The organism is Paludibaculum fermentans (assembly GCF_015277775.1).
Taxonomy (GTDB): domain Bacteria; phylum Acidobacteriota; class Terriglobia; order Bryobacterales; family Bryobacteraceae; genus Paludibaculum; species Paludibaculum fermentans.
In genome coordinates this window covers 8,384,419-8,410,121 of sequence record NZ_CP063849.1, presented here as the reverse complement: position 1 = coordinate 8,410,121, position 25,703 = coordinate 8,384,419, and the positions used below count along the sequence as shown (strand labels likewise).

The following is a 25,703-nucleotide window of genomic DNA, read 5'->3' as shown; positions in this document are numbered from 1 at the left end:
CCCAACTGGATCGCACGGGTCCTGACTGCGCGCACTCCGTTTCCGGGGGCAAGAGGAGGACCCTCCAGCAGCCTCGGGCGGTCCTGCTTCATTTGTGTATATCGGCTTTTCAGACCCGTAATTCTCAATTAATGCCGATAAAAACGCCCCGAGTTCTTCTGTGGCTTGAGCAGGTGTCGAGGCAGGCTCCGGAACACTTCTCGTTCCTTGCATCACTGCTTGATGAATCAGTGCCGCATCCGGGCTGAAGGCCATCGCATTCACGCAATGCACCCATGCAAGCGGAAGACCATACGCAAGGTCGCTCAGCCTCAACAGCTTGCGCTTTCCCTATTCGGAACACTGTGCCGAATTGGCACCGAACGGAGCTTCAGCTTGTTCCGCTTTGAAGTTCACATCGGCTTTTTGCGCTGAATTCGTTGCTTTTTTCTGGTCCCACAATTGCTCTGGTAATCGCGGATTGTCCGATGGACCCACTCACTACGACCGCCGCCGCGGGCATGCGCTCACGGCTCGAAACGCTCGACCTCCTGGCAAACAACCTGGCCAATGTCTCCTCGCCGGGATTCAAGGCGGACCGGGAGGCCTATAGCCTGTACATGGCCGAGGAAAGCCTACTCGCGTCCGAGGAGGGGGGCATTCCCCAGACCAGCGCGCCGGTGATCGAAACGCATCACACCGACTACGGACAAGGGCTGCTGACTTCGACCGGCAACAGCACGGACCTGGCCCTGTCTGGAACAGGCTTCTTCCAGGTCGATGGCCCCAACGGCACGCTGCTCACGCGCAACGGCCGGCTTCAGGTCACTCGCGACGGGCGCCTTACCACCATGGATGGGTACGCGCTCTCCACGGTCGAGCCGCGGCGCATCCGGCTGAACCCGGAGGCCCCCTTCTCAGTCGATCCCGATGGCACTGTGCGGCAGGACGGAGCGGCGATGGGCCGCCTCAAGCTCGTCAACCTGGGCTCGAAGGCGCAGGCCGCACGCAGGGAGGGGCTGTATTTCTCCCTGGATGCCCGTGGAGTGCAGGGATTGACCGAGGCGCGCGCCGAAGTCCGGCAGGGCAGCCTCGAGGCTTCCAACTATTCCGCATCCGAGGCCGCGGTCAAGCTTGTCGGAGTGCTCAGACAGTTTGAGGCGCTGCAGAGAGCCAGCCAGCTCGGCGCGGAGATGAGCCGCCGCGCCGTCGAAGAGGTGGCCCGCGTCACCGCGTAGCCAATAAGGAGAGAACTCTTGATACGAGCATTGTTTAGCGCCGCCAGCGGCATGGAAGCGCAGCAGACGAACGTCGACAACATCGCGCACAATCTGGCAAACGCCAATACTGTCGGCTACAAGATGCGCCGCGCCCAGTTCCAGGACCTGCTCTATCAGACGCTTGTGCAACCCGGCGCCGCAGCCGGCTCCCAGACTGTCGTGCCCAGCGGACTTCAGCTTGGACTCGGAACTCGTGTCTCGGCGAATGAGATCTCTTTCGCGCAGGGCAGTTTCTCCTCGACCGGCAACCCGTTGGACCTGGTGATCCAGGGCCGGGGCTTCTTCCAGATCCGCCGGGCGAACGGGGAGATTGCATACTCGCGGGCCGGACAGTTTCAAATGGATAGCGATGGGAACATCGTCACCGGCGACGGAGATGCGCTGGAACCGCAGATCACTGTCCCGCCGGAAGCTCAAAGCATCACCATCGGTTCGGACGGAACCGTGAGCTATAGCCTCCCGGGCCAGACGGCAGCGCAACTGGGCGGCCAGATCCAACTTGCAAACTTCACTAATCCTTCGGGACTAAACAGCATCGGGAAGAACCTCTACGCGCCGACGGACGCCTCCGGAGAGCCAACGTTGGGAACGCCCGGCGGGCAGGAAGGATTGGGGGCCCTGCTCCAGGGTTATGTCGAACAGTCCAACGTTTCCGTCGTGGAGGCGTTCGTTGACCTGATCGTCAGTCAGCGCGCCTACGAAGCCAACTCCAAGGTTGTAAAGGCCGCCGACGAAATGTACCAGCAAGTGAACAACATGACTCGATGAGACGCTTCATCCTATTCGCGCTCGTGTGCCGCACGGCAGCCGCCTCGGACTGCCTCCAGATCGACCGTCTGCAGGTGCAAGCCTCCGACCTCGCAGGGATACTGCCGGCCTTTGCCAAGCTGCCGGCGGCTACGGTTCTTGGCTACACGCCGGCACCAGGGCTTCGGCGCTCCTGGTCGGCGGCCCAACTGAGTACGTTTCTGGCGCGTCACGGCGCGCCGGCGCTGCCGCCCGCCGAACAGCCGGCGGAGTCGATTTGTGTCGAACGTCCTTCGCACACTTACTCAGCAGAGGAGATCGAAAAGGCGCTGCGTGCCGCCCTGGCGCCGGAAGCTCACCTGGAGCTTGTCGATTTCTGCCGCATGCCGATGCCTGCCGGGCAACTTCGCTTTGAACTGAGGTCGCTGGCACGACCCGCACCGCTGGCGGCAAAGGCACCCTTACTCTGGCGGGGCCATGTGAATTACGACGGCCATCGCAGTGCACCCTTTTGGGCTACGGTCCGCGTGTCGGTTCCCCAGGCGGGTTTCTATGCGGCCACAGAGCTTGCGGCGGGGCACATCATCGCCGCTAGCGACATTGTGCGCGAGACGCGACTCGCCGCGCCGCACGATCCGATGCCGGCGAACGAGGAAGCTGGCCTGATCGGTTTCGAATGCCGGCGCGCCATCCGCCCGGGGACCGCGATGCGCATCGACCTCGTGACCAGGCCGGCGGCGGTATCGCAGGGGGACGTCCTCCAAGTGACCGTGGCAGCAGGATCCGCGCAAGTGAAATTCGAGGGCCGCGCGCTGGCCTCAGGCCGGCAGGGCGAATCCATCCTGGTCGAGAACACGCAAACCGGCAAGCGGTTAAAGGCGCTGGTGGAAGCGCCTGGCCGGGCCGCCGTCCAATTAGCTGATCCCAATGACAACCAGAATTCCATGCGCGCTGGCACTCGTGCTGGCCATGTCCGCCGCCCCGTCATGGCCGGCGGCGCGAAAGCCAAAGAAACAGGAGCTGAGTTCGCTCGATAGGTATTTGCAGGATGCTGAGAGGCAAGCGCCGCCGCCGGTCACGTCACCCGGCTCGCTGTACGATCAATCCGGCCGGCTGGCCGACCTCGCCCGCGACTCGCGCGCTACCCAACTGAACGATCTCGTGACTATCGTGATTCTGGACAAGGCTTCGGCGGTTTCGAAGGGCACCACAAGCACGAGCCGGAAATCGAACGCGAGTGCCTCGATCTCCGCGATGGGCGGCCCCGTGAAAACTCCTGGACCGCTGTCCTCCCTGGCGGGCCTCAGCGGCAGCAACAAGCTGGAGGGCCAAGGCGCGACCTCGCGGGAGACGGAGCTGAGAACCACAGTATCGGCCCGGGTCACCCATGTGCTGCCCAACGGAAACATGGTTGTTGAAGGCACGAAGGACGTGATGATCAATTCCGAGCATCAGAAGGTCTCGATCCGCGGAATTCTCAGAGGCAAAGACCTGAGCACGGACAACAATGTTTCGTCTGACCGGCTGGCTGACCTGGAAGTGCGGGTAGACGGGCGAGGCGTGGTCAACGACGCTATCCGGCGGCCGAACTTCCTCTACAGGCTGATGCTGGGCATTCTCCCGTTCTAGGCGCTATCCATGACGCTCACACTTACCATTGCGGCTCTCTTTCCCCTGATGGCCATAGCGCCGGCGGCGAAGTCCGGCACCCGGGTCAAAGAGATCGCCTCGATCGAGGGCGTGCGGGACAACCAACTGCTGGGCTACGGCCTGGTTGTCGGCCTGAACGGCACAGGCGACAAGCGGCAAACCTTCTTTTCCGCGCAGTCGCTGGCCAACATGCTGGATCGCATGGGTGTCCAGGTGGCGCCGTCGGCCATGCAGGTCCGCAACATGGCGGCTGTCATGCTCACCGCAAACCTGCCGCCTTACGCGCAACCCGGCACGCGGATCGACGTACAGGTTTCCGCTATTGGAGATTCCTCCAACCTGCAAGGCGGGACCCTCATCCTCACCCCCCTCAAGGCCGCCAACGGTGAGGTCTTCGCCGTGGCACAGGGTGCGGTCGTCACGGGCGGATTTGTTGCCGGAAAGAGCGGTAACTCCACCACCGTCAACCACCCCACAGCGGGCCGCATCCCAAATGGAGCGATTGTCGAACGTACGCCGCCTTCCGGCATTAAGCCGGGCGATCGAATCCACCTGCAACTCCGGATGGCCGATTTTACGACATCGGCGCGGCTCGCCTCTGTTGTGAACCAGCGCTTCGGCGATGGCACGGCGCGCTGCGAGAGCGCCGGCATGGTCTCAGTGGGCATCCCTCCAGACTGGACTCAGAAGCCCGTCGAGTTTGTGGCGGAGATCGAAGGACTGACGCTGGAGGCTGACCGGCCGGCACGCATCATTATCAATGAACGCACAGGGACCATCACCGCCGGATCCGGCATTCGCATTCGTCCGGCCGCGATCCTGCATGGCAACCTGAGCATTGCCGTGGAAACCACGCTCGACGTCTCCCAGCCCGCTCCGCTAGCCGCGGGCCAGACAGTCACCAAGCCGTCGGTGACCGTTGCGGCCAAGGAGGAACCGGCCAAGAGTATCCAACTCAAACAAGGAGCCACCGTTGAGGATCTGGTACGCGCACTGACGGCGGTGGGCTCCACCCCGCGAGACATCATTGCCATCCTGCAAAACCTGAAAGCCGCCGGCGCGCTAGACGCGGAAATCGAGGTTCTATGACCAGTTCACTCGTTCAAACGGGCACACCACTGGGCCCGGATCCAACGCAGATCGCAAAAGGCGCTTTGAATGACAAGCGCCACATTCAACAAACGGCTGCGCAGTTTGAAGCTCTCCTGATTGGCCAGATCATGCACTCCATGAGAGAGTCCACGGGTGGCGGCTGGATGGGCACGGGCGAGGACCAGGCGAGTTCCGCCATGGGCGACTTCGCCGAGCAGCACCTTGCACAGGTGATGGCGCAGCAGGGCGGCTTTGGCCTGGCCTCGCTGATCGAGCAAGGGCTGACCCGCTCCAGCGAGCCACTGAGTTCGACGAGTCAGTAGCCCCCATCCTGCTGAGTGCACGAGTGGCGCGCAGCCCATCGGCTTGTCTGCCGGTCTCCTGCCCCGGAGGCTTGTGACATGATCCCGGCACTTTCCTGATCGATCGCAGGCGGTGGAGCTCGTTGCGTTCGGGCAAGCTGATGGCCGGAGTTGGATCTGACCGGCCGTGCAACTGGCGGCGGAACCGGTCAGCGGCTTTGTTTCGCAAAAGCGTGGCGACGCCATCCGGACGCGGTGTTCAGAGGCCCGTCAGGTCGTCGCCCAGGTTTGGCGGTCCTGCCTCACCGGCCAGGCTGGCTTCGTTTCGTGCAACGTAATTCAGCGGGTGATCGGCGAGCAGGTCCTGGCTGCCGGGAGGGTTGGAATCGATGCCGGTGGTGTGGTGTGCCGGCGCCCGAGGGGGGTCGGCCATCGCCTTCGTTGAAGCAGAGTATGCCGGTGCGATGGGCATTGCGCGTGGCTTCGTTTCGTTAAGCCGCAGGGGCCGTCAGGGCCGGCGACCGCAGTACAGGGATTCCCCGAACCAGGGATAGAGGTGAAGTTTTCAAAGAGCATGGCCGGCGCTGGCTCCGGCTGGGGGCGCTACTGGCGACGTAGCTCGTCAGCGGCTTCGTTTCGTGAACACGACGCGACCTGGCGCTGGGGTGGTCTTCAACGCTTGGAAACGTTGTAAAACCCGGCCGGCAACCCGTCTTCGGCGGCCGGGTTGGCTTCGTTTCGTGGAACGCGGATCGGCTGGAGGTCGGCCAGCGGGTCCTGGTTGCCGAGGTGGTTGGAATCGATGCCGGTGCTGCGGTGCTTGAGTGCCAGGCGGGGTCGGCCATCGCCTTCGTCAAAGAAGAGCACCCGATTCGAGGGGCACTGCCCGCGGCTTCGTTTCGTTGATCCGTGGAGGCCGCTGGCGTCTGCGGCATCAGTACGGGGACTCCCCAGGCTGGAGATAGAGGCGGGATTCTCAAAGAACCTGGCCGGAGTTGGCTCCGGCTGGGGACACTGCCGGCGGCGGAATTCGCCGGCGGCTTAGTTTCGTCAATGAGGCGCGCCCTGGCGACGGTGTGGTCTTCAGCACCTTGAAACGTTGAAGAGCAGGTTGGGCAGCCCGTCTTCGTCGGCCGGACTGGCTTCGTTTCGTGGAACACGGATCGGCTGGAGGCCGGCCGCCGGGTCCTGGTTGCCGGGTGGTTGGAATCGATGCCGGTGCTGCGGCGATTTAGAGCCCGGAAGGGTCCTGCCATCGCCTTCGTCAAAGAAGAGCACGCCGGTTCGATGGGCACTGCTGGTGGCTTCGTTTCGTTGATCCGCGGGGGCCGTCAGGGTCGGCACCCGCAGCATGGGGATTCCCCGGACCGGGGATAGAGGGGAAATTTTCAAAGAGCATGGCCGGCGCTACTTCCGGCTGGGGGGTGCTACCGGCGGCGGAGTTTGCCGGCGGCTTCGTTTCGTCGATGCGCGGCGCCTTCGCTTGGAGGTGGGATTCAGTGCTTCGGAACCTTGTAGAAGTCGGCGGGCAGCCCCTCTTCGACGGCCGGATTGGCTTCATTTCGTGGAATACGGATCGGCTGGAGGTCAGCCAGAGGGTCCTGGTTGTCGGGGTGATTGGTCTCGATGCCGGTGGTCAGGTGTTCGAAGGCGCGGCGGGGCCGGCCATAGCCTTCGTAGAAGAAGAGTTCGTCGGTGTTGCTGGTCAGGCGGGTAACTTCGGCCAGGGGGACGTTCTCGCGGACGGCTTTCACGACATCTGGATGCTGCTGGGCGAGGGCGGCGCGTTCGGTTTGGAGTTTGCTGAGCTCCTTGATGGCTCGGTAGAGGCCGCGTTCGAGGTCGCGGCGATAGCGGGCATAGTGCTCGAGCTGGGCTCCGTGTGAGTCGGTTTCGGCCAATGGGTCCGTTTCGGCAAGGATCAGGCACTCGAAGGATTCGATGCGGCGCAGGTTCCAGGTGTGGGTGAGGATGCGATGGAAGATCTCTTCCTCGAGGCAATTCGCGGGCCGGGTGTCGAGACGGAGGGAGGCTTCGAGCGCTGTGAAACTGGCGCGGTCCTCGAGGGTGATGGTGAGGTGCTGGGCGGTGAAGCCGTGTCGGCGGGCGTTCTGGGCGGCGCGGGCCTTGCCTTCGATGGTGACGGGTCCGGTGGAATGTTTCGCGTTCGCCTGGTTGGCGGTGATCTGAGCAACGGTTGCCATGATGTGAATCTCCTTGTTCCATAAAAAATGCCGGCACAGTTGCCGGCGCGATTCCAATGTAAAGGGGGTGTCAAGGGGAAAAGGGCTGTTTTGGAGGAGCGGATGTTGAAAAGAAAGAGAAAAAAGAGCTTGAGCCGTGGTGACTGAAGAATCCTTAATGCGGAGATTGAAGGAGAAACCGGCCCGGTGCGACTGGGCGTCTCGGGGGGCGGCCGGCGCGTTTCCTGGCGAGAGGTGCAGGGGGGACGCGCGGCTAGCGCTATGGCGAGAACCTTGTGGACGGTTGAGCACCCATGCAGGGCATCCGCAATGCCTCGATGCCTGCGGTGAATGGCAGGATGCCCGACTGGTCAGTGTTGCCGCAGAGACTCGAGCTTGCGGCGAACGCGCTCGACTCGCGGGTGCCGCGATCCAAACTGCTCTTCCACGGCGGCACAGGCCGAGGTAAGGGTTGCCTGCGCTTTCTCGATGTTGCCTTGGTGGTATTGTGCCTCGGCCAGATGTAGTTGATAGCGCAACACGTCGATGCCGGTCGAGTTGGCAGCAGAGCCGGCAAAGTAACGAACCTTTTCGTCAAAGAGTCTTTCGGCTGTGGCGAAATCGGATCGCACCAAGCTCTGGTCGGGAGCGGTCATGGAGATCCCACGGGAGAGGTTCTCCCCAGCCTTACCACTCGCGTAGAATTCGTTCTCGATCTCGACACAATGGTCGATCACTGACACGGCCTCATCTCGCTTTTCCGCTTCCAGCAGCGCATCCGCCAATTTCTGCAGTGGAAAGATGGCCGCGAATGGGGCCGTGCTCCGCTCCGCCAGATTCGCCGCAGCACGGAACGCCTCTGCCGCTTCGGCGAGCTTCTCGCGGTCCAGAAAGATGTCGCCGAGGAAAACGTGGACCATGCAGAGTTTTCCCTTGCGGTCGGCTGGATCCACCGAGGTGAGGACCTCGATGGCGCGGCGGGCCTCCTGTTCAGCGGCGGCGATATCACCGCACCAATAGGCACCTTGCACGCCCAGCAGTGCCAGATCGCCACGAAACTCGAGACGCAGGCCCTCATTCCAGAGCTTTTCCGCCATTTGCCGGGACCGCTGCAGGTTCTGGTCGAACGCCTGGAAGTCCCGCCGTGTGAGCGCCTGCTGCGCCGCGAAGACGTGCTTACAGATGCGGGCCCGCGCGGAGAACCTGCGCCGGAGCGCCAAGAAGAGGAAGATGCCGAGTATGCCTAAAAACCAGTACATGCGGAGAATATCGAACGTGATTGTGCGGAGCTTTATGGGGGCCATCCGCGTACATATGTGCAATATCCTGCAAGGAATGACTGGCTGAACTGGAGCAGCGCCGTCCCGCTCTGGAGCACATCACCGCGGAACGGTTGCCCGGGGCCGGGTTTCTGCGATCGCATCTTGCGCTGGTGGGACGCGGTGGGGGATCGTCGCGGCATGTTCGTGCAGGCGGATGCACCCCGTGCTCGCCTGCACGTTGAGCATCGGGCTCAACGGGAAGGTAGATTCCCGGGATGTTGATTACCGTTTCCGGACTCCGAACAGGCGCGCAGCTGAGGCGGTTTCGGGCGTGACGGTGAACGTGTCCCCGACCAGGCGGAAGTCAATCTCGAAGCTGGAGACCTTCGGCACTGGCAGGCGTTCAGCCTCCTGCTCGGAGCCCAAATGGATGCGTCCGTGCCGTGCGTAAACTCGCACACGAATCTCACCAGGACCGGCGTCATCGAAGGCGACTCGATCAATGGACTGCCGCTGCACACCTCCAAGCATCGCGTCGCCATAAGTGTCGGCCCTCAAAACAACGCTATGCCAAGCGAATTTGGGATTCGTGAAGTTGACGGTATAGAGACCGTGGAGACTATGGCCCATCCCTCCGTCAGTTTCTTCACACACCAGAATCTGCCGTCCGGTCGCGAGCGCGACTCGCCGGCAATGACGAGTGATCACACTGGCCTTGTACCAGACAGGCACCCACTGACCCGACTTCCTGGTGAGCAGCAGCGTGCCACCGTAAAGCGCCGGGTGGCTTTCGCAGGCAAAGCAATTGACAGCGGCATCCTCGCTCGCCGGGGATAAGAAGTGACCGAAGATCACGCCATCCGCTTCCCAAAGGACGTACGGCATCCACGGGTGACGCCGCTGCCCCATTCGTGACGCCAATATCTCGTCCATCGACCCGGCGCCGCAGCCCAACGCCTTCTGGCCTTCCGCGGTCACGGTCCGCACGCCGTCGCCGCAAACGGCTCTCAGCAGGGGAAGCAGGAGCGACTCCTCTGGTGGGCGGACTTCGGAAGGGAATGCCGGCTGAAGTTTGGGCGCACACCAAGCTGACAGTTCAAGCACAAGGATCACCCAGGCGGATCTCATCACGCACTCATTACAGCATGGTGCGGCTTCTCCGAAAGGGGCGTTATCACGGCGTGGTCATCCCCGAGTCGAGAGTCGCGGAACCTGGAAGCTGGCCGGAGCGATGCCGGCAAACTCGATGAGCCCTCCCATCCGCGGCGATGCGCGGCGGCGGGCAGTCCACTCCACACCACGGGTGCAGCCGGTTGGAATCCACACGCAGCGCCTACCTCCCTTGAGCAACCGACTGAGAGGCCAGGGGCTTGGGCGGTTTGCGAGTTACTTGACGTGATCTGCGAACCCGTGCCCGATGCAGCCGGCAGGGCAGACCTTACCTGAGAGGCCAATTCCATTTGGGCTTGCTGAATGCGGTCGCGCCCTCCAGATTCGTTTCTCCGAAGTCTTTCACCAGATGGAGGCGGGTGCACAACGGGGCGGTCATGAGTTCATCAATGAGTAGCGGTGCGTGAGAGACCACGATGATTTGCGTGCTCCTGGCCGCGGCCAGGATCAGACGGGCCAGCGCCGGCAGGAGGTCCGGATGCAGGCTGGTCTCCGGTTCGTTCAGCACCATAAGTTCCGGCGGACGCGGAGTGAGCAGGGCTGCGGCCCAGAGGAGATAACGCAGTGTGCCATCGGACAACTCCGCCGCGGACAGCGTCCGAAGCAGGCCCTTCTGCAGCAACTGAAGCTCGAAGCGCCCATGCTGCGCTTCCACTTCCAGCCGGCTGCCGGGGAAGGCGTCCTCGATGGTCGAAGTGAGCGCTTCGTCCGACCGGATCTCGCGAATCGTCTGCAGGGCCGCCGCGAGATTGCTGCCGTCATCGTGAAGCACGGGCGCGAAGGTGCCAATCTGTGCGGTGCGGGCAGGCGAATCGGAATCGGTGCGGAAATGGTCGTAGAATCGCCATCCGCGAACGGCTTCGCGAATGGCCAGCATCTCGGGCGCTCGCTGCGGGTCAGCGACACTGGCGAGCATGCTGTCGGTGTCAGAGAGGTGCTGCGTCAGGATCACCGGTTCTTCATCACGCGTTGTGGCGAGCCAGACGAAGTTGTTTCTGCGATCGACCAGCGCCGAAGCTTTCCGGTAGACCGGCCCATGCCAGATGCACTCGCGCTTCACGCGCGGATCGAGCGCAAACATGGTCTCGGGCGGTGGCGGAGGAGGGTAGCCCAGATCGATGCTGTAGCCGTAGGTATCGCCGCCAAAGCCGAGCTTGAGACTCGCAGCCTTCCGCCTGGCGACGGGTTCGACTCCATAGAGCCCCTGGCGAACACCGCGAGGGATTGTCTCCGGACCGGCCCAGAAGGTCGACGGCAAGCCGCCCTCGCGGGCGAGAGAAGCCACCACCGAATTCAGGGCGGCATCGGCCAGCAACCGCAGCGAGCGATAGACGCTGGACTTACCGCTTCCGTTCGCTCCGGTGATCACGCTCAACTGCCCAAGCGGAAGCAACAGATCGCGCAAGGATCGATAGCCCTGGACAGCAAGAATGCGGATCATGAGATTTCAGCATATCCTGGCTGCGGGCCGGGCCATTCCAGGCAAAGTATCCATGGGATTCGAGATAAAGGGATGGCGGCCCGTGGCAGTGTCGCACCCTGGACTCGCGAGCCCTCACCGCGCGTCCACCGCAGACTGCCAGCGGAACCCCTGGCGCATACGGCTAAAGGACAAACATTGTGCGAAAGCCAGCCACTGCATTGTTGCGGCGTTGCGGATCCGCTCCCGTGTCGAAATAGTACTGAAAGACGGGCTGGAAGGTGAGCCACCGATTGAGCCGAAGGGCGTAGTTCAGCTCCAGCAGCTTCTCGGCCCCGAATGGGGAGAGTCCAGCCCGGGACAGCGAGCGGTTCAAGACTCCACTGATGCGGCTATGGACGAATCCCACCGAGACTGTGTCGTGATCCCGATGGCGAAGCAAACCGTGATAGCGCAGACCGACGGCCAGTTGCGAGAAGGTCTTGGAGACGTCCTCCGGTGTCCAATCGAAGGTGGCGGTCGCGTCCATGCGCCTGTTGGCGTGTGCACGAGAGGAATAGACCTGCTGGTTTACCGTGAAGTACAGGAGATAGTTCGTCCGAGCCTGCCGGCCGCTGCCGATATTCGCAAACGGGCCGGTATTGATTGTGGCGCCAAAGGTGTACAGGCCTGCATACCCATCGCCAGCAGGCAGCAAGCCCGGCTTGACCAAATAGCCCACCTCCGCTGCGATGACGGGCGCGTCCTTAAACTTGAAGTGCGTACCGGTTTCGTCGTCATGAAGGGGATCCCGGTTGCCCGAAAAGATGGCACTTTTTACGTAAACGCGTTTGGCCGGGACGTAACGAACTTCAAAGGCCGGCGTACCGGCGGGAGAGAAGGGTTCATAGGTTGCCGGGATGAGATTTCCCATGGCGTAGCCGAGCGGTTCGTTGATGAAGGAGTCGCCATAGGGTTGAACGCCGTAGGAATCGAGTCCGGAGAACTGGCCGGCGCGGATGAACAACTTCTGCCGTGAGAGTTCCTTTTCGAACCACCAGGAGTCGAGCCGAAACAGGTTGATACTGGCCAGGCTGCTGGGGTTTGCAATCGCGCCGAGGTGGGCTCCCAGGTTGCTTCCGGCCTGCCACATCGCGGTGATGTGAAACTTGAGTCCGCGCACTACTCCGGCTTTCCCGAGATCAATGTCCAGGGTTCCACGGACCCGGCTCCAGTTGGCGACATCGCGGCGCGTATTCGAGAGCGTATCGTCCACGTACAGGAGGCTGAACGCGACGCCCTGGTTCGCCAGCCTGGTCCGCTCGCCGCCCCAGTCTCGCAACATGTAGGGGCTATTCGTGCCGGACTCACCTCTGACCTCGACCAGTTCCTGGGCAGCCGCCGGAACATGGCAGCAGCCAGACAGGAGCGCGAGCATCGATGCCCTCGCCATGTTCGCGGGACTATGCCTCATAGAAACCTCGCGTTGGAGTTTCCATACAAGAGAGCCTCCTGGCCGGCATCACGATTGCGGCCAACGGTGCGCACGCCGGGGCGATCACGCCAGGAGCGCGGATCACTACTGGAAAGCGCGGATCAAAGCCGCAATCTCATCGGAAGCCGTATCCAGTGCGAAATGACCGGCATTGAGGACGTGCACTTCCGCGTTTGGCACATCACGGCGGTACGCCTCAGGCTCGGATCGATCAAAGGACATGTCGTACTTGCCCCATAGCACCAGAAGACGCGGCTGGTTCCTGCGCAGCCATGCCTGCCACTTCGGATACGCCTCGACATTGGTGCGATAGTCGTAGAACAAATCGCTTTGGATGGCGGCCTGGCCGGGCTGGTTCAGGAAATTGAACTCGTCGTTCCAGAGATCGAGATCGTAGCGCTCAGGATTGGGATCGCTACCGACATGGCGGGTCCGTGTTGCGGCCAGGGACAGAAGATTCGCGCGAAGCGCACTTTCATTCGCCGCGCGGTCCGCCCAGAAGGCCCGCCGGGTTTCCCAATTTGCGCCCAAGCCCGGGTTGTGGGCGACAGCATTCTGAACAATGATGGCCTCGATGCGATCCTGATGGGACAAAGCCATCCGAAACCCCACCGGTCCACCATAATCCTGCACGTAAAGGGTGTAGCGCTGAAGGGACAGCGCCTCAGTGAAACGAGTCATGATCTCGGCGTAGCGATCGAACGTGTAGGCAAAGTCCCTTGGGTTTGGCCAGGAACTATGGCCAAACCCGGGGTAGTCCGGTGCGATCAGATGATACCGGTCAGACAGCCGGCTGAGGAGCGGCTCAAACATCCTTGAAGAGGAGGGCAAGCCGTGCAGCAACAGGAGGACGGGCGCATCCCTAGGCCCGGCCTCCCGGTAAAAGATCGAAAGGCGATCGATATCAATGCTGCGGTATGCGGTGCGGTAAGGCAGACGTGTGTCGCCGAGAGCTGTTGATCCAGCGGCCGCAGCCATGAGCGTCGTCATAAAAGTTCTTCTCTTCAGCACAGCCGCACCTCACGATTTGGTTTCCATTCCATAGGCGGAGCGAGTAGGCAACACGGAATGCCGTAGACTGCGCAAATTTGTTGCATCTGGTTGGGGAACTGCACCCTTCGCTCGCCCGTACCGCGTACCATCGAAGGTCTCAGCGCACAGCGAAATTCTGATGGCGTCGAAGCTCGGGCGCTTCTGCTTGAACCTGAACCTGCTCCGCGTGCGATGAACGACTTCGGACAGTCAACGCGAAAGAGATCGATGGAGGACAGCCTCGCGAAGCAGATTCGGATGATCGGGATTGGCGTCGCAATGCGGATGAAGTCCGAACGATGGCCGAGGGAAGGGCCGGTGCCAAACGGGCCCTTCCCTTCGCGCTTCAAACAGTCAATTGGCCGAGGTAGTGCCCCAGCCGGGTCTCCACATCACCCGGATGATGAAAGCCCCGATCCATCAGCTGGCCGATCCGCTCACGAGCAGCCGCCCGCCCCAGGGAATCGATGAATGAGCTCCATTCCGGCGCGATTTCCGAATCCGGAGGCAGGCTTGCCTGATTCACGAGGCGTTTCGTCTCTGCCATGGTTTGTTTGTCAAACGAAGCAACCCTGCGCGCCAGCGTATCGACAAACCCATCCAGCTCATGATCGGGGAGGGAGCGGTTGACGTAGCCGTAGAGTTCGGCCAGTTCTCCGCCGATATCGTTCGCTGTCAGCAAGACTTCCAGTGCTCTGCCTCGTCCGATCAGCCGAGGCAGCCGAGCCATGGGGCCACCGCCGGGAACCAGCCCCGCGCCTACCTCCCATTGCGACAATACGGCCTTCTCGCGACTGGCAAAGCGCATATCGCACGCCAGCGCGAGTTCGCTACCTACTCCTGTAGCACGCCCGCGAATCAACGCAATGGAAACCACAGGCGCCCGGCTCAAACGAACGAGCATATCCGGCAGCGGTTGCAGCCCCGTCGGACCGGGAGGAAGGTTGGCGGACTCCTCCATTGGCGCCAGGAAGTCGTAGTGAGTCAGGAAGAAGCCGTCGATGGCACTGTCAAACACCACCACCTTGACGCGATCATCGGTTTCCAGCAGAGACACCACATGTTCGAGCTGGGGGAGGTTCGCCGGCCCAAATATGTTGAGTGGCGCAATATTCAACGTGACTCGCCAGTAGGCGGCGGAATGTTCTGTGATCTGGATCGGCTTCATGCAGGGCTCCTGATTGGGATCGTGTCTGTCGGACAGAGCAGGAAAGGGCACGTGACGTTCCAAAAGGTACTCACTGAAAACAGGGCCCCCGCCGCCAAGCACCGCGTCGAAAGTGGGGGGATCGACACCGAATGAGGACTAATGCCGGCGCTGGCGCGCGAACTCGAGGCGGCGATCAAGTCTTACGTGGCCATCACCGACCAGGCGCCCAACCCGTTTGTATGGACGAAGACGGTTGATGAGGTTCTGGCCTCAGTTGCGCGGTTTTGTGCGCGGCTTGGGATGAAGCATACTTAAGATGAAGGGTTCGGGCGCCGAATCGGCTATTCTGGTTCGGACTGAGGAACCAAGTCTTCAAACGTTCCTCGCTGTCTGATCACGTTCCACCCGGCCTCGTCGCTCGGACTCTATGGAGAACTAGCCAGGATTGTTCCAGTCTATGCCCGCGGACAGGGAAGGTGATGCAGGAATGCCAGACGGGTTAGCCCCGTTACTCGCCGAATTAGTACTCGGAGCCACAGGGCGCGCGCGGCGGGCGGCCCAGGCGATCGCCGACGGCAATGGATGCCTCGACGGTACTAACCGGGCCATCCAGTGGAAAGTGCTCCCGCAGTTTGCCGAAGGTGTATCCGGGGTCAGCATGGCGCCGCTTGAGACACTCCATCTCCGGAGAGAACTGCTGCGAGCCCGGGGCGATACCGCTCGCCGAGCCACCAAAGCCGTGTCCGGAATCGCGGCACTGGAAGCGGCTGGTGTCCGCGCGCTGGTGTTCAAGGGCCTGGCTTCCATGGCCGTGCTGTATCGCGACGCGCCTAGCCGGACGATTCACGACGCCGATTTGCTGGTCATGCCCCAGGACGTGCCGCAGGCCGTCGCATGCCTCGAAGCCAACGGGTTCCATCGTGAAGATGGCGGGACGCTGGCGGAGTACACGCAGTTTGTCGAAAACTCTCCTGGTTTTGCAGGGAATCAGGCGATCACGCTGTACACCGATGGCAGTGAGATCGACTTGCACTGGGAACTGCATGGCTGCGGAGTGAAGGCCGAGGAGTTGCTGTCGCGCTCCCGGAAGGAACGGCTGCACGACCAGTGGATTATAGTACCGGATCCGGTCGATGCGCTGCTTTTGACGATTCGGCATGTGGTCCGGGAGAATTTTGCCGCGGATATGATCTGCCGGGACCTGATGGACACCAAGTTGCGCTGCGAGGTCCTCGAGAGGGACGGTGAACTGCACAGCGCAATGACTCGCATTGTCGAAGCGGGTGTCGAAGTGCCCGCTTTGGCGGTGCTGGGCGTTCTGAGTTCCTACGACGAAGGGACGCCGGCAAGCAGAGCATGCCGGTATTTGGAGGGGCTGGTGAGCCCGGTGTCGCGAGCATCGGCGGCCCGCCTGGTGGAGCTGTTTCACTACCAGATGCGGCATGGCGCGCTACCCAAGGATGTGTTTTACCTGGTGCATTCGCGCCCGCTTCGGCAGATCGCCCGCGGTCTGGGGACAAGCTGGTCAAGCTATCGCCGCAACATGAAGGTGATCGAACAGAAGCTGGAACACGAGATGAACTGGACGGCTCGGATAGCAATGTTGGCGCGCTCCATCCCGAACCTGCGGACGATGAAACTCGCCCGGGCGCTAGCACGGGTCAAATACGGGACCGATTGAAACCGGAATCTTCAGTAATCACGATCATCACTCCGGCAGGCGTATCCCTCCGGACACAGCTTTTGGAGCACTGGCACGCGCGCCCCCTGCTCTACCGGCTGGCGATTCGCGACCTGCGTCTTCGCTACCGGCACACCTTTTTGGGCGCGGGGTGGGCCATCCTCCAGCCCCTGCTGCCGATGCTGATTTTTGGGGCGGTCTTCTCGCGCCTGCGTTTGGACACCGGCGGCCCGCCATATCCGCTTTTTGTATTCAGCGGACTCGCCGTGTGGACCTTTGTGGGCAACTCAGTGACGAGCGCCAGTCCGACGTTCCTCAACAATTTCGACATGATCAATAAGATCTACTTTCCGCGAGCGGTGCTGCCACTGGCGATCGTGGCGGCGCTGACCTTGGATGGGCTGGTGGCGGTGGCCGCGGTGCTTCCGGTGACTTTGTGGTACGGCTATGGGCCGGTGTGGAGCTGGCTGTTGGTGCCGGCGGTGGGTGCGGTCGCCGTCGCGGTGGCAATGGCCGCGGCGGTGATGGCCGCGACCCTGACCACCCTGCTGCGAGACCTGAAAAATGCCGTTCCGTTTCTGGTTCAGTTGTGGATGTATGCGAGCCCGGTGCTATACCCCGTCGCCTGGATGCCTCCGGCGATCCGCCGGTGGGCTGGTTGGAATCCGGTGGCAGGAATTCTGGAAGCGTTTCGCGTGTGTTTGTTCGGAACCGTGCCGGATTGGGGCCTGCTGGCGCAATCGGCCGCGGCGATCGCGCTGCTGATGGCTGCCGCCGTCTGGGTGTTCCAACGGCTCGATGCGGATTTGGCGGAGCGCGTATGAGTGGGCCCGCCATTTCCGTTCAAGGCGTCAGCAAGGAGTTCATGCTGGGGCAGGCGGGAGGGTATGGCACGTTTAAAGGCCTCATAGGGCTGGAGAAGCCGCCCGTACGAACTGGAGCGGGCCGGTTTCGTGCGCTGGACAACGTGAGCTTCGAGGCTAAGTTCGGCGAGGTGACGGGAGTGATCGGCCGCAATGGCGCGGGGAAGTCGACATTGCTCAAGATCCTGTCGCGGATCCTGCGACCCACCAGCGGCCGCGTGGAGATGCGAGGGCGCGTGGGCAGCCTGCTCGAGGTGGGCGCGGGATTCCATTCGGAGTTGACCGGACGCGAGAACATCTTCCTGAACGGCGCGATCCTCGGAATGACGCAGGCCGGGATCGCGCGGTGCTTCGATGAGATCGTGGCCTTTGCGGGCGTCGAGCGGCATCTGGATGAACCGGTCAAACATTATTCGAGCGGCATGTACATGCGGCTGGCGTTTTCCGTGGCCGCGCACGTCGACCCGGAGATCCTGCTGATTGACGAAGTGCTGGCAGTGGGCGATGCCGATTTTCAGAAGCGGACCGAAGAGCGCCTGGAGCGCGCCGGACGCGGCGGGCAGACGGTGCTGCTGGTGTCCCACAACCTGCAAACGGTACTGCGGCTGTGCCAGCGTGTGGTCTGCCTGGAGCAGGGACGCGTAGTGGCGGTGGGGAGCGCAGCCGAGGTGGCAACGAGATACCTGGACATGGGCAGCGCAAAGCAGGGCCAACGGCGTTACGATGAGACCGAATTAGCTCCCGGCGACAGCATCGTGCGACTGGGCGGCGTGCGGGTTTGCGGCCGCGATGGAGCCACGTACACGTCGGTGGATATCGGGGAAGGTTGCGGTATCGAGATCGAGTACGAAGTGTTGCGGGAGGCTCCGGGGCTGCTGCCTTCGCTGGTTCTGCACAACGAGCGCGGCGCCTTTCTCTGGGCCACCGATGCGGGCAACGAATGGCATGGCCGGGCCCGGCCGGCCGGCCGATATCGCGAAGTGGCGTGGATTCCACCGCATTTGCTGGGCAGCGGGTTAATGCGCGTGACAGTGGCCATGGAATCGTTGCAGCCATCGCGTGTGCATTTTCGCGAGCCGGATGCCGTGGCATTCCACGCCGTCGAAACGCGGGATGGCGCTCGGGGGCGCTACACGGGCTTCATCGAAGGAGGAGCACGGCCCAAGCTCGACTGGACGGTGACGCGTGAATAAGGCCGAGGCTCACAGGCAATATCTCCTGGCGCGGGCCTGGCATGGCAAGGGGACCATCGCGCGTGCGATCGCGGGCTATCGCCAGGTGCTGGCGCTCGATCCAGCACACGCCGACGCGGCCATGCGGTTGGGGCACCTGCTGCAGGACAACTGCCGGTTTGAGGAAGCGCTGACGGTTTTTCGGGACGCCCTGGACCACCACCCTCATGAATCGCAGCTCCACAAACGGTTTGTCGATGTGCTGCTGTTGCTGGAAGGAATCGAGGCAGTGTTCCGGCACTACCGACTGGAGCGCGTGGGCTCGCGTATTCCGTCGCTGGCGCCCGGCGAACCGGTCGTGTGCTCCGTGCTGCGCAACGAGCGTGCCCGCCTGCCGTATTTCCTCGATTACTACCGGCGGCTGGGAATTCGACAATTCTTCGCCATCGACAACGATTCGACTGATGGCAGCGGGGCGTACCTGAATGCGCAGGAGGACGTCTGCCTGTGGCGTTCCGCGCTGCCGTTTCGAGAATCGAATTCCGGCGCGGCCTGGTTCGAGCCGGTTCTGCGCCACTACGCCGCGGGGCATTGGTGCCTCATCGTGGATGCCGATGAACTGTTCTGCTACCCGGACTGTGAGACGCGGGGCATCGCAGAGCTGTGCCGCGGGCTCGATCACCGCGGGGCGGTGGGCATGCGCGCAGTGCTGCTCGACATGTACTCCAGCCGGAGCCTGCGAGAGACCGTGTACCAGGCGGGACAGCGGTTCGAGGACGTGTGCCCTTATTTCGACCGCCAGCATTTCCATTCGCGCGTGGAAAGTGCCGGCCCCTTCGCGAATATGCCGTTCCTGTACGGAGGCATGAGGCAGAGGCTGTTCGGTGAGGCGGGCGGATACATCCTGAGCAAGGTTCCCCTGGTGAAGTACCGGGCGAGCACGATCCTGGCCGGGGGACAGCACTGGACCAACGCTCCGGCGGACCGCCTCGCGGGGGAGACAGGATGCCTGCTGCACTTCAAGTTCTTCTCCACGCTCCCCGATTACGCGGCGGCAGTGGCGAACCAACAGCAGGATTTCCATTGGATCGAGCAGAATCGGGAGTACGTCCGCGGCCTGGGACGCGATGGCGATTTGAAGTTCTATGACGAGAGCCAGTCCGTCCGGTTCGAAAATAGCGAGCAGCTAGTGACTCTCGGTGTGATGCAGCGCGACTCCCGGCCGCCGCTGCCGGAAGCACCAGTGTTTCCGCGCATCGAGCCGGTTGGCGATGGAATGCCCCGTCCGCTGTGGTCAGTGATGCTGACCGTATACCGGAGGCTCGACACCCTCGGCCAGGCGCTCCAGAGCGTGCTGGATCAGGCGCGGGCGCCAGAGCAGATGCAGATTGAGGTGATCAGCGATGGGCCCGCGGATCCGATGCACGCGGAGATCGAGGCCCTGGTGCGTACGCTCGGAGGCAGCCGCGTGCAGTTCTACGCCCATCCGGAACGCGCAGGACACCCGGAGATATTCAACGTATGCCTGCGCCGTGCGCGGGGCGAATGGATCCACATTCTGCATGACGACGATTGGGTAGGGCCGGGGTTCTATGACGCGCTGGACGAAGCCGGCGCTATCGACGAAGTAGGTGCGGCATTCTGCCGTCATCATCATGTCGACCGGCAGAGGCGGGTGACGCGGCTCTCGGCGCTGGAACGCGAATCGGCGGGCGTGATTGATGGATGGGTGGATAGAATTGCCACGCTCAGCCGGGTCCAGGCCGCCTCCATGGTGGTCCGGCGCGCGGCCTACGAGCAAGTGGGCGGTTATTGCGCGCAGGCGCGCTCGGCGTTCGATTGGGAGATGTGGCAGCGGATCAGCGTTCACTTTCGCGTATGGTTTGAACCGCGGGCGTTGGCCTGGTTCCGGGAAAGCGAGGCTACCGAGACGGCCCGGCTCACGGCCACTGGGGCGCAGATCGCCGATACCCTTGCGGCGATCGAGGTCGCCCAAAGCTACCTGCCGGCGGAGTCGAGGGAAAAGCTTCGATGGCGGGCGCGGGAAATGTACGCACTGCTCGCGATCGACGCGGCCCAGGCACGTTGGGTGGCGGGAGACGCGGCGGGCGCGCTGGCGAATTTGCGGGAAGCGGCCGCGTGTAGCGAGTCAGGCGAGGTGACTATCAAGATGCGGGCCTTCCTAGGTAAGATCTAAAGATTGGCATCATGAGAATTGTGGTGTGTTGCACATTGCCGGCATACCCTCCAATCGGGGGTGCGCCGCTGCGGATCTGGGGCACGATCCAATGGCTGCAGAAGTTTGCGGAGACGGGAGTGTTTTCACTCGCCGGCAGCGGCCCTCCGCCTCCCGGGATCGCTGAGTCGGCGTGGTGCGGAATTGGCTCTCCAGCGCGCATGGAGACTTCCAGCGATTGGATGCGGCGGCCGAACGGAGTTCCCTCGGACGGGTACTACGATGAGCGGGCGGTGGAGGCGTTCCGGCACTTTGTCCTGGGCTTCAAGCCGGACGCAATCGTTCTCGAGACGATCTGGCTGCATCGCTACTATGACGCCATTCGGGATGCCGGCATTCCGCTGATTCTCAACTCGCACAATGTCGAGATCGACGTCGCCAGGCAGGTGGAAGCCATCGAAACGTCCGGACCGCTACGGCTTCAGCGCCGCATCCTGTCAGAACGGATCCGCCGCGTGGAAGAGGCGCTGGTGCGGGCGGCGGAGCAGATTTGGCTCTGCAGCCAGGAAGATGGCGAGATCATGCGCCGCGAGTACGGCATTACCACGCCGATGCACCACGTGCCGAACGCAGTGAACCCCGCCGAGTATCAGGTTGCGTGCGCCCGGCCTGCAGAAATAGCGCCCAATTCCTGGCCCGTGCTGCTGTTCCCGGCGCTGTACCATTACTATCCCAACGTCAACGCCGCGCATTTTCTGATTCATGAGTTGCTGCCGCGCCTGGGCCCGCAATATCCGGACATACGACTTCTGCTGCCCGGCGCCAATCCGCCTCCAGCGCTTGTGGCGGAAGCGAAGGATCCGCGCGTGAGCGTTCCCGGCGTGGTGCCTGAAATGTTGCCCTATCTGCGGCAGTCCTCGGTGCTGGCTGTGCCGCTCAAGCATGGCGGTGGGACGCGGTTCAAGATCATCGAGGCGTTCGCGGCGCGCCTGCCGGTGGTCAGTTCCCTGAAGGGTGCGGAGGGCCTGGGGGCGATTCCTGGCCGGCACTACCTGCGCGCGGAAACCGCGGAGGAGTTCGAGGCAGCCGTGCGGCAGGTGCTCGACCACCCGGCGCGTGCGGCGGAACTCGTTGAAGAAGGCGCCAGGTTCGCGCAACAGCTTTGGGAAGAAGCGGGCGCCGCGATGCGAGCATCGATCGGCGCATTCCACGTATCATAGAAAGTAAACAGTGGGGATTGAACCTGAATGAATCTTGTATTTGAGTGTAACTCTCCGGATGTTGTATTTGAAAATTTCGGCGATGAAGTCATCCTGCTGAATCTCCAGAGCGGGCGCTACTATAGCCTGGATCCGGTTGGGATGTTCTTTTGGGAACTGCTCACCCAGGGAGTCTCCCAGCCCGAGATCTGCGACCGTATTACACAGCAGTATGCGGGGACTTCGGGCATCAGCGCCGACCTCGACGGACTCCTAGCGGAGTTCCAGGCCGAGGAGTTGATCCGGCCCGCGGCCGCGGCCACGCCCCTGGCGAAGGCAACACCGCCCAAGACCACACTGCCGCCCGCCTATGCACCGCCTGTCCTTGCCAAGTTCGACGACGTCGCCGAGATGCTGTTGCTCGATCCCGTGCACGACGTCACCGACGCCGGCTGGCCCCACCCGGCTCCTCCGGTGGACAAGGCCAAGGGCGCATAGACGATGATCAGTGCGATTATTACGGCGTACAACTCGGAACGATATCTGAGCGAGGCAATCGATAGCGCGCTGGGGCAGACCCTGCCTCCCGATGAGATCCTGATTATCGACGACGGCTCTACCGACGGCACCCGGGGCGTCGCCGAGAGTTACGGCGAGCCCGTTCGCTATTGCTGGCAGCGCAATCAAGGGCCGGGCGGGGCGCGCATGCTCGGGATCAGGGAATCGAAGGGCGACGTGCTGGTTTTCCTCGATGCGGACGACCTGTGGATGCCCGAGAAGGTGGCCAGGCAGAGCGCGGCGCTGGATGAGGACCCGGACCTGGACATCGTGTTCAACCATCTGGTGCAGTTCCGGAGTCCGGACCTCTCGCCAGAGGTGGCCGCGACGCTGATCTGCGATGAAACGCCGCATCCGGCGCCGCTGATTTCCGGAATGATGGCGCGGCGGCGCGCGTTTGATCGCGTGGGTCCGCTGCGCACCGACCTGAAGGCGGAATTCGTCGACTGGTACATGCGAGCGCAGGAGGCAGGGATTAAATCGCTTACCCTCGACGAAGTCCTGCACAAACGGCGGCTGCACCCGGACAACTTCACGTTGCAAAACAAGGACGTACGGCGCGAGTACCTGCAGGTGATCAAGGCGGCACTGGACCGCCGGCGCGCGGCCGAGCGGCGACAAGATGGCTCAGCATCCTGACTTGGTGCGCCCGTCCCTGACGCCGGAGCGGGATCAGGCTCTATTTTTTGAACAGCTCGAAGAAGGCTTCCATCGTGCCGCGGCGCGATGCGGTGAGGTGGTGCGCGACTTTCGCGTGGCCGGCACCGCCGTGCGCATCCGCTTTGCGGGCGAAGGACTGGTGGAGTCAATTGCACCGGGACTCGCCTTCCCGGTGGCCGAGTTGCCCGCCGGGCCGCGTTGCGAAATTCTGGTGTGGGATTCTGAAACCACGGGCGTGATGCCGGTGGCGCCGCCCCGGCCGCACGAAGACTTCACCACGCGGGGCAACATCTGGGGCTTCGACAGCCCGCGTTACCGCTCGGCGTATCAGTGGGGCGAGGGCTCAGTGAACCTGATGGACCTCGAAGCACGGCGCGCCATCTATTGGGTTCCCTCAAGCCGGCATCTGCCCGCGTGGGTGCTTTCGTGCCCGTTGCGCAGCATCCTGCATTGGTGGTTGGCGCACAACGGACACCAACTGGTGCATGGGGCCGTGGTGGGCGACGGCGGCCGCGGCGTGCTGATGCCAGGACAGGGCGGAGCGGGCAAATCGTCGACATCGCTTGCCTGCCTGGCCCACGGCCTGCAGTTCATCGGCGACGATTATGTGGCGCTGGCGTTCGATCCTGCCCCCCGCGCCTACAGCTTGTACGCGACGGCGAAGTTGGACAGGCGCAGCCTGGAGCGATATCCGGAACTGGCGGCGCGATGCCGCGCCGTGGAATCCCCGGGTTTTGAAAAGGCAGTTCTATTCCTGCGCGATGGGTTTGCGGACAACATGCCGGAGAGCCTGCCGGTGCGCCTTGTGCTCACGCCGCGGATTTCGGGGCAACCCGAAACCACACTGGGTCTTGTGGATGCGGGTGATGTGGAGTGGGCGTTGTCCTCGGGCACCCTGGTCCACCTGCCACACGTGAACGGGCAAACCGTGCGATTCCTTTCCCGCATGGCCCAGCAAGTCCCGCATTCGATGCTGAACCTGGGCACGGACCCGGCCGGGATCGTGCACGCCATTCGCGAGGCGGCGGCAGCGACGGGCCCGGTGCTGCCGGCGGAGGCGCACGACCATCGCCCGTTCGTGACGGTGATCGTGCACTTACGCGAAGAGGACGCGGGCGAGTGGGAACCGCTACGGGCATCGCTGGACGCGCAACACTACGGCCGCGTGGAGGCGCTGGTTACGATCGATCATGGCGCGCGGCCGGAGGAAGAGAAACGGCGCGTGGGCGGCGTGCATTTGCAGGTCCACACTTTCGATCACCGCATGCCCACGGGCGCCGCGTGGAATCGCGCGATCCGCGAGTCGTTCGCTGAGTGCCTGTTGTTTCTGGAGCCGGGAGATCGGTTGGTGGCAGGCGCGCTTGAAACTTGGGTACGCGGCGCCGGCGAACATCCCGAGGCCGCCTGGATCGCCGTCCGGACCTCGAACGGCGGGCGGCGATGGCTGGTGCGCAAGGGCGCATTCCGAACCTGCGGCCTGTTCGATCCACACCCTGCCCAGGAGGGTAAACAGGTGCAGCAGTGGCTGGCCAATGCCGCGGCGCAGGGACTCACCGGCGTCGAGCTCGAGGCAGTGCTGGTGCGGGCTCCGCAGGCGGCCGGTGAATCGCGGACGTTGCTCTCTCAACAGGACTTGCGCAGGCTAAAGGAGAGCCTCGACCGCCGGCGGCAGCAAATGAGGCAGGCGTGAAGGCGCCACACCTGTTCCTGCTCGATGCGTTAATGCTCGAGGACGAGCCGGCCTTGGAGGCGTGGCGGGCATGGCGGGCCATCGCAAACATGGACCGGCTGGATGCGGCGAGCTTTCGCCTGTTGCCAGCGTTGGCGGCACGGCTGGAACCATGGCTTGCAGGCGATCCACAACGCGCAATCCTGACCGGCATCTGCCGGCGGGGGTGGAGCCAGGCGCAGATGCGGCGGAAGGTGTTGGCCGAAGCCGTGTCGGTGCTGGCAGGGGCGGACGTGCCCGCGCAGGCCGCGGGTCCGGTGGATTGGGCGGACCGGTATTGGCCGGCGGGCGTCATGCGGAGTATCGAAAGCCTGAACCTCGACGTGGTGCCGGCCGATGTGAATCGGGCAGTGGAAACCCTGATGCAGGCCGGGTGGACGGTGGAGGGGCGTTCTCCAGCGGGCAGTTGGTTCGAACTGCGATTTGCGCCTCCGGTGCGGCTCCGCAATCGTGCCGGGGTCGGGGTGCGGGTACACTGGCGCGGGCTGCCGAATAGCGACGTTGTGCTGCCGGAACTGGCGGGGTGGAAGGCTCGCGAGACCAGCGCCGAGCACGATCTGGTGCGCGTCCTGGGCTGCGAGTATGCCGATGGGCTGCATTGGAGCTGTGACGCGGCCATGATCGGCCGGGTCTCGATCGATTGGGACGAGGTCGCGCGTCTGCTTCGTTGGCATTATCTTGCCAAGACTCGCCTGCATGAGTGGAACCCGGCCCTGGTGCGCAGCATACCGCTTGGGATCGGCGAGAGGGTGCTGACGTGGCCCCTTCGTATGTACCGGCGTATTCGCGTAGCTGGCCGGCACTAACGGTCTACTGGCCGGAACACGTTCGACCGGCAGGATGCTGAAAATGATGTGCGACGTTCAGCGGACTCCTGGTGCGGGCAGTACTCATGACGGTGTTGAGGGTAAGGCTGCGTGGAGG

At 63.0% G+C, this 25,703-nt stretch carries 26 protein-coding genes; 16 read left to right on the top strand and 10 right to left on the bottom strand.

The genetic code is table 11. The features are described from left to right. Positions 1-467: 467 nt before the first annotated feature. From IRI77_RS33325 to IRI77_RS33300, 6 genes are read left to right on the top strand one after another with little or no spacing between them, the layout of a single operon-like run. Entirely contained in the window at positions 468-1,217 is a 750-nt protein-coding gene (locus tag IRI77_RS33325) for a flagellar hook-basal body protein (RefSeq protein WP_194449251.1), read from the top strand. 18 nt (positions 1,218-1,235) lie between these two features. Further along, on the top strand, positions 1,236-2,027 hold the full coding sequence (flgG, locus tag IRI77_RS33320; protein ID WP_194449250.1) for a flagellar basal-body rod protein FlgG: 792 nt from the start codon (positions 1,236-1,238) through the stop codon (positions 2,025-2,027). After that, complete coding sequence (gene flgA, locus IRI77_RS33315; protein WP_194449249.1) at positions 2,024-3,043, top strand: flagellar basal body P-ring formation chaperone FlgA; 1,020 nt, start codon at positions 2,024-2,026, stop codon at positions 3,041-3,043. The genes flgG and flgA overlap by 4 nt, the downstream gene beginning before the upstream one ends. 4 nt (positions 3,044-3,047) lie before the next feature. Then, complete coding sequence (locus IRI77_RS33310; RefSeq protein ID WP_194449248.1) at positions 3,048-3,635, top strand: flagellar basal body L-ring protein FlgH; 588 nt, start codon at positions 3,048-3,050, stop codon at positions 3,633-3,635. 9 nt (positions 3,636-3,644) lie between these two features. After that, positions 3,645-4,745 (top strand): flagellar basal body P-ring protein FlgI, encoded by a 1,101-nt coding sequence (locus IRI77_RS33305; protein WP_194449247.1) that lies wholly within the window; start codon positions 3,645-3,647, stop codon positions 4,743-4,745. Beyond that, positions 4,742-5,071: a rod-binding protein gene (locus IRI77_RS33300; protein WP_194449246.1), complete on the top strand. Its 330-nt coding sequence runs from the start codon at positions 4,742-4,744 to the stop codon at positions 5,069-5,071. Before IRI77_RS33305 ends, IRI77_RS33300 begins: the two co-directional genes overlap by 4 nt. Before the next feature lie 238 nt (positions 5,072-5,309). Here IRI77_RS33300 and IRI77_RS33295 read toward each other — a convergent pair whose 3' ends face one another. The 10 genes from IRI77_RS33295 to IRI77_RS33250 all read right to left on the bottom strand — a co-directional run bounded on the left by IRI77_RS33295 (position 5,310) and on the right by IRI77_RS33250 (position 14,759). After that, entirely contained in the window at positions 5,310-5,483 is a 174-nt protein-coding gene (locus tag IRI77_RS33295) for a hypothetical protein (RefSeq protein ID WP_194449245.1), read from the bottom strand. Positions 5,484-5,722: 239 nt separating this feature from the next. Beyond that, on the bottom strand, positions 5,723-5,917 hold the full coding sequence (locus IRI77_RS33290) for a hypothetical protein (RefSeq protein WP_194449244.1): 195 nt from the start codon (positions 5,915-5,917) through the stop codon (positions 5,723-5,725). Between the two features lie 216 nt (positions 5,918-6,133). After that, positions 6,134-6,403, bottom strand: coding sequence for a hypothetical protein (locus IRI77_RS33285; protein ID WP_194449243.1), 270 nt, complete (start codon positions 6,401-6,403; stop codon positions 6,134-6,136). 143 nt (positions 6,404-6,546) lie between these two features. Next, the gene (locus IRI77_RS33280; RefSeq protein ID WP_194449242.1) at positions 6,547-7,254 is read right to left on the bottom strand and encodes a hypothetical protein; all 708 of its coding nucleotides are present in this window, start codon (positions 7,252-7,254) and stop codon (positions 6,547-6,549) included. Positions 7,255-7,604: 350 nt separating this feature from the next. Beyond that, positions 7,605-8,453, bottom strand: coding sequence for a hypothetical protein (locus IRI77_RS33275; protein ID WP_194449241.1), 849 nt, complete (start codon positions 8,451-8,453; stop codon positions 7,605-7,607). A 324-nt stretch (positions 8,454-8,777) separates the two neighbouring features. Then, a complete protein-coding gene (locus tag IRI77_RS33270) occupies positions 8,778-9,482 on the bottom strand; it encodes a hypothetical protein (protein WP_194449240.1) in 705 nt (234 codons plus the stop codon). Between the two features lie 451 nt (positions 9,483-9,933). After that, the gene (locus tag IRI77_RS33265; RefSeq protein WP_194449239.1) at positions 9,934-11,106 is read right to left on the bottom strand and encodes an AAA family ATPase; all 1,173 of its coding nucleotides are present in this window, start codon (positions 11,104-11,106) and stop codon (positions 9,934-9,936) included. A 163-nt stretch (positions 11,107-11,269) separates the two neighbouring features. Continuing rightward, positions 11,270-12,502, bottom strand: a complete 1,233-nt coding sequence (locus tag IRI77_RS33260; protein WP_194449238.1) for a carbohydrate porin — start codon at positions 12,500-12,502, stop codon at positions 11,270-11,272. Between the two features lie 141 nt (positions 12,503-12,643). After that, a complete protein-coding gene (locus IRI77_RS33255; RefSeq protein WP_194449237.1) occupies positions 12,644-13,549 on the bottom strand; it encodes an alpha/beta fold hydrolase in 906 nt (301 codons plus the stop codon). A 388-nt stretch (positions 13,550-13,937) separates the two neighbouring features. After that, entirely contained in the window at positions 13,938-14,759 is an 822-nt protein-coding gene (locus IRI77_RS33250; protein ID WP_194449236.1) for an enoyl-CoA hydratase/isomerase family protein, read from the bottom strand. Between the two features lie 141 nt (positions 14,760-14,900). Here IRI77_RS33250 and IRI77_RS33245 point away from each other — a divergent pair, with 141 nt between their 5' ends. The 10 genes from IRI77_RS33245 to IRI77_RS33200 all read left to right on the top strand — a co-directional run bounded on the left by IRI77_RS33245 (position 14,901) and on the right by IRI77_RS33200 (position 25,585). Next, positions 14,901-15,056, top strand: coding sequence for a hypothetical protein (locus tag IRI77_RS33245; protein ID WP_194449235.1), 156 nt, complete (start codon positions 14,901-14,903; stop codon positions 15,054-15,056). A 172-nt stretch (positions 15,057-15,228) separates the two neighbouring features. Next, positions 15,229-16,422 (top strand): nucleotidyltransferase family protein, encoded by a 1,194-nt coding sequence (locus tag IRI77_RS33240; RefSeq protein WP_194449234.1) that lies wholly within the window; start codon positions 15,229-15,231, stop codon positions 16,420-16,422. Continuing rightward, positions 16,419-17,246 (top strand): ABC transporter permease, encoded by an 828-nt coding sequence (locus IRI77_RS33235; protein ID WP_194449233.1) that lies wholly within the window; start codon positions 16,419-16,421, stop codon positions 17,244-17,246. The genes IRI77_RS33240 and IRI77_RS33235 overlap by 4 nt, the downstream gene beginning before the upstream one ends. Beyond that, positions 17,243-18,478 carry an ABC transporter ATP-binding protein gene (locus tag IRI77_RS33230; protein ID WP_194449232.1) on the top strand — a complete coding sequence of 412 codons (1,236 nt, stop codon included), beginning with the start codon at positions 17,243-17,245 and terminating at the stop codon, positions 18,476-18,478. Before IRI77_RS33235 ends, IRI77_RS33230 begins: the two co-directional genes overlap by 4 nt. Further along, positions 18,471-20,654, top strand: coding sequence for a glycosyltransferase family 2 protein (locus IRI77_RS33225; protein ID WP_194449231.1), 2,184 nt, complete (start codon positions 18,471-18,473; stop codon positions 20,652-20,654). The genes IRI77_RS33230 and IRI77_RS33225 overlap by 8 nt, the downstream gene beginning before the upstream one ends. A 200-nt stretch (positions 20,655-20,854) precedes the next feature. After that, positions 20,855-21,853 carry a glycosyltransferase gene (locus IRI77_RS33220; protein WP_228486449.1) on the top strand — a complete coding sequence of 333 codons (999 nt, stop codon included), beginning with the start codon at positions 20,855-20,857 and terminating at the stop codon, positions 21,851-21,853. A 27-nt stretch (positions 21,854-21,880) separates the two neighbouring features. Beyond that, complete coding sequence (locus tag IRI77_RS33215; RefSeq protein WP_194449229.1) at positions 21,881-22,330, top strand: PqqD family protein; 450 nt, start codon at positions 21,881-21,883, stop codon at positions 22,328-22,330. Positions 22,331-22,333: 3 nt separating this feature from the next. Further along, entirely contained in the window at positions 22,334-23,029 is a 696-nt protein-coding gene (locus IRI77_RS33210; RefSeq protein WP_194449228.1) for a glycosyltransferase family 2 protein, read from the top strand. After that, a complete protein-coding gene (locus tag IRI77_RS33205) occupies positions 23,013-24,740 on the top strand; it encodes a hypothetical protein (protein ID WP_194449227.1) in 1,728 nt (575 codons plus the stop codon). The genes IRI77_RS33210 and IRI77_RS33205 overlap by 17 nt, the downstream gene beginning before the upstream one ends. Further along, positions 24,737-25,585, top strand: coding sequence for a hypothetical protein (locus IRI77_RS33200; protein ID WP_194449226.1), 849 nt, complete (start codon positions 24,737-24,739; stop codon positions 25,583-25,585). Before IRI77_RS33205 ends, IRI77_RS33200 begins: the two co-directional genes overlap by 4 nt. Positions 25,586-25,703: the final 118 nt, after the last annotated feature.